The organism is Bartonella sp. TS82HLJMH (assembly GCF_042193495.1).
Classification (GTDB): domain Bacteria; phylum Pseudomonadota; class Alphaproteobacteria; order Rhizobiales; family Rhizobiaceae; genus Bartonella; species Bartonella grahamii.
On the sequence record NZ_JBHILU010000041.1, the window covers coordinates 1 to 3,512 of the forward strand.

The window sequence follows — 3,512 nt, forward strand, 5'->3', positions numbered from 1 at the left end:
CCATGGAGCGCTAGGGCGCCATTATCACCAAAGGCAAAAGCAATATTTTGCAGGCGGCATGTCTCAACTGTGTTGTTGAGATTGGGATTAGCGTAGAAAACCTCCTCAACTTCCCATGCCAATTGGTCAACAAAACGTGCTCCATCTTCACATGTCGCATAACATTCAACATCTAGCGTTAAAACACGCCGCCTTATTCCATAATCATAGCCATCTTCAATCGTTTCACTTTGTGTTGAGATATTAATTGCAGGCGTGTTCTCAGGGGAAAAGTTGAAATCACGCATATTGAAAACATTGTCACCAGCTGCCGTCTTTGCTGCTTTGATCAACGCAACAAATGTTTCTCTTATCGTCTCTCTCGGATGCATGGGAGCTCCTGTCCAAACAGATTGATTTTTAAACATTTTTATTGTATTTGTGGATACATTTTGATATACATACGTTATGGTAACAAATATCAAAGTTCATGGCATAAATTGGGATGATGGTAACTGGCCAAAATGTGCCAAACATGGAGTTTCTAAAAAAGAAATTGAATATTTATTCACCAATTCTGGAAATCTCGTCATAAAGCATGACCCCAATGTTAAAGAAGAGCGTTTCAGAGCCATTGGAAGAAGCTATAATGAAAGATATATTTTTTTAGTTTTTACCTTAAGAACAATAAAGAATGAACTGTTTGTGCGTCCTATTAGCGCTCGTTATATGCACCAAAAGGAGATTGATTTTTATGAAAACCTCTAAATTAAAACAAATGCCCGTTTTTAAGACGGATGAAGAAGCAGAAAACTTTGTTGATACTGCAGATCTTACAGATTATGACTTAACTGGTTTTAAACCCGTTCATTTTGAGTTCTTACCTAAAGAAGCGTCTATGAATATTCGCTTGCCTCAAGCGCTTATGAAGGCTTTAAAGGAAAAAGCTAAAAATCAAGCTATTCCTTACACACGCTATGTTCGACATCTCATCGAACGAGATTTACGAAAAAGCCATCGGAATTAACCACTCCCCACCTTTAACGATAGGGAGGGGAGTTGTGTTTTTAATTAAGCAACCTTTTTAATGGGGTTGTCTAAATTTGGTTCATAAGTTCGCAACAAAGAATCCATACGATGTGGTAGTTCTGAAGCTCCAAAATCTGTCAAAATTGCCAAGATTTTTGTAATATTGGGCACGTCATCTTGAAGCTTTAAAACCAGAGCATCTACGACCGATTCCATAACCTCAACTATAGCATTGCAGTCCTCATCTCCAATGCCTCGATGATTAGAAAGCTTAAACAATGCCAGCCACAAATCACATAAAAAGTCGATACTGGTATTCATTGCACACCCCCAAAGATTTGTTCTCTCAAACAAGCTAATCCTCTAGATGTGATTTTTGTTGAAGGCAGCACCTTTTCTGTACCATCCGGTTTTTGAATGGTAATAGCAGGGCAATCCATGAATCCTTTCTTAATTTTATCCTGATAAGGTAACAGAGGCGCCCCTGGAGCCCGTCGATATACCCAATCATGTTTACGCAAGTAATCAGTTAAGTCCTTTGGTCGTACCTCTAACATCTTTGCTGCTTCAATAAGACCAAACAAACCATCAGAACGCTTTAAACCTTCCAAAGCTTTTGCTTTTGGTGCTAATTCTGCAATAACATGATCTTTTTGCTCTATTTGACTTTGTAAGTGATTCAAGACACCAAGCAATGCTTCCGGTTTGGAGTAGTCGACTTGCGGTGTTGCTACTTGTTTCAAAAGTCGTTCACATTTGATAAAGTATTGACGCGCTTCATGCCCTTTATCATTACGCTCTATCATTGAAAGATGTTTAGCCATGTCTAACGTAATGTAGTATTCTTTTACCTTTCCACCGTTTTCTAAATTTTTAGAAAGCGTTATAAAGTTTATATTTTCCAGAAACTTACATTCTTTAATGCGATTTTTAATCCAGTCTGCAAACTTTGATGTAATTCCTAAAAATGCGTGCAAATCACGCGCGTTAACAGTTTGAACAGTTTCCTGATCAATAACCTGTTCTCTAATTTCTATAAGAGTATTCATAATGAATTCCTTATGGTTAGACGTTTCTTAATGACACTCTAGAAAAGTGCCGGGCGCTAAGAAACACGGCCATAAGTCCGTCGTTACACTTTCCCCGCAAGGGTATTGTATAGCGTAACCACACCCGACAGATATTATTATATGCATGTAGCATATAATGAGTCAAAGTCTTTAATGTATAGGAGACTGATTATTTCGGTAACCAATCCGCTTATGGTTCTAAGGTGTTTCTTAGGCACCTGATTCGATTATTCATACTCCTACTATAATGTCAAGCAGTAATATTACATTTTTCTAAATTATATTAAGTACGTCTTTACTTTATTTGTCGACTCACTTTAAATTTCCACTTTACTTTTTTATTTATAGCGGAGGGGGAGGTAATGCTGGATACCCTTAATATAATTGCAATGATCGTGTGCTTGTTATCATTGCCAATGATGATTGTCGGACTCGTTTTAGTATGTATAAAGAAATGGCGGAAAAACGGACTGAAAACTCTTGGTATTGGAGCTTTATTATTTATCGGCTCTGCGATAGTAGGTGCTTCTGTACACAAAGACAAACCAAATCAAATTACACACAATAATGAAATTGTTACCTCCTCCTCGACTTCGTCAATAGATGTTGCTACTCAAAACGAAAGCGTGACTCAGGTACCAGCTGAGGATACTGATAAGCAAATTACCCCCACTCAAGTTAACAAACCAGACAAAGATGATGGATTAGGCTTTTGGGGATGGGGGTTGTTAATAATCCTCACTTTTTCTGCAGGTTCCGCTTTATATAATTATTATCTATACAGACGCAAAAAACATTTTGAACAACAAGTTGCGATGTTACAACCAGATATCCCTCCCTTTAATTTTTCCGAAGCATGTGAAATGTTTCAAGAACTTGATGCAAGTGAATATGATTATCGTCTAGCACCTAATGAAAAACTGTTGGGAGTTCAAGAATATGCTAATTTTGTTGGTAAACGTAGAGTAAATAAAATAGAACAAATGGTAGTTTTAGCACGTGGGCGTCTTTTGGTAACCGATCAAGCTATTGTGTTTGAAAGCTCTGAAAAGAATGAACGAACTACTTGGACGCGAATTGCATCAGTAGACATCACATATGAGGGATGTCGGGTTAATCGCCGCTCTGGTATACCATGGAACTACAAATTCACCGCTACTCCCCAATTTGCTGCAGTGGTTAGGGCTCTTGGGCAGCCTTATTGATTTTGAAACACACAAGACAAAGATTCCTCATTGTTTTATCTCCCGCAAGATAAGCTTATACATACCGGATTCAGAGGCTTGGACATCTGTGATCACGAAGTGCTCTTGAGAAGAGGGCGCTTTGCTGTTTTCAGGAGCCATCACAATAACACTATCTTCCGGTTTTGGTGGTAATCCTCCAATGTCATTGATACAAAGATCAAGTTCCTTTCTTGCAATTGTCGTGGGG

The 3,512-nt window shown here is 38.3% G+C and carries 5 protein-coding genes and 2 pseudogenes; 3 read left to right on the forward strand and 4 right to left on the reverse strand.

Annotated features, from left to right (window positions below; genetic code table 11):
• Positions 1-371: pseudogene (locus ACFIKO_RS08825) on the reverse strand (hypothetical protein); the annotation flags it as partial.
• Between the two features lie 76 nt (positions 372-447).
• On the opposite strand from ACFIKO_RS08825, the gene ACFIKO_RS08830 reads away from it, so the two are divergent.
• Both ACFIKO_RS08830 and ACFIKO_RS08835 read left to right on the forward strand, forming a co-directional pair.
• The gene (locus ACFIKO_RS08830; RefSeq protein ID WP_375620545.1) at positions 448-747 is read left to right on the forward strand and encodes a BrnT family toxin; all 300 of its coding nucleotides are present in this window, start codon (positions 448-450) and stop codon (positions 745-747) included.
• Positions 734-1,006: a CopG family antitoxin gene (locus ACFIKO_RS08835; RefSeq protein ID WP_012754724.1), complete on the forward strand. Its 273-nt coding sequence runs from the start codon at positions 734-736 to the stop codon at positions 1,004-1,006. The genes ACFIKO_RS08830 and ACFIKO_RS08835 overlap by 14 nt, the downstream gene beginning before the upstream one ends.
• Positions 1,007-1,050: 44 nt before the next feature.
• On the opposite strand, the gene ACFIKO_RS08840 is transcribed toward ACFIKO_RS08835, so the two are convergent.
• Both ACFIKO_RS08840 and ACFIKO_RS08845 read right to left on the reverse strand, forming a co-directional pair.
• Positions 1,051-1,329 (reverse strand): hypothetical protein, encoded by a 279-nt coding sequence (locus tag ACFIKO_RS08840; RefSeq protein WP_375620546.1) that lies wholly within the window; start codon positions 1,327-1,329, stop codon positions 1,051-1,053.
• Positions 1,326-2,057, reverse strand: a complete 732-nt coding sequence (locus ACFIKO_RS08845) for an antA/AntB antirepressor family protein (protein ID WP_375620547.1) — start codon at positions 2,055-2,057, stop codon at positions 1,326-1,328. The genes ACFIKO_RS08840 and ACFIKO_RS08845 overlap by 4 nt, the downstream gene beginning before the upstream one ends.
• Positions 2,058-2,440: 383 nt before the next feature.
• Here ACFIKO_RS08845 and ACFIKO_RS08850 point away from each other — a divergent pair, with 383 nt between their 5' ends.
• Positions 2,441-3,283 carry a hypothetical protein gene (locus tag ACFIKO_RS08850; RefSeq protein WP_375673820.1) on the forward strand — a complete coding sequence of 281 codons (843 nt, stop codon included), beginning with the start codon at positions 2,441-2,443 and terminating at the stop codon, positions 3,281-3,283.
• A gap of 27 nt (positions 3,284-3,310) precedes the next feature.
• On the opposite strand, the pseudogene ACFIKO_RS08855 reads toward ACFIKO_RS08850, so the two are convergent.
• A pseudogene (locus ACFIKO_RS08855) lies at positions 3,311-3,512 on the reverse strand (hypothetical protein); the annotation flags it as partial.

Excerpts from the sequence above, each read along its gene's own strand:
- ACFIKO_RS08830 (WP_375620545.1), top strand. The coding sequence starts at position 448 with ATGGTAACAAATATCAAAGTTCATGGCATAAATTGGGATGATGGTAAC.
- ACFIKO_RS08835 (WP_012754724.1), top strand. The coding sequence starts at position 734 with ATGAAAACCTCTAAATTAAAACAAATGCCCGTTTTTAAGACGGATGAA.
- ACFIKO_RS08840 (WP_375620546.1), bottom strand. The coding sequence starts at position 1,329 with ATGAATACCAGTATCGACTTTTTATGTGATTTGTGGCTGGCATTGTTT.
- ACFIKO_RS08845 (WP_375620547.1), bottom strand. The coding sequence starts at position 2,057 with ATGAATACTCTTATAGAAATTAGAGAACAGGTTATTGATCAGGAAACT.
- ACFIKO_RS08850 (WP_375673820.1), top strand. The coding sequence starts at position 2,441 with ATGCTGGATACCCTTAATATAATTGCAATGATCGTGTGCTTGTTATCA.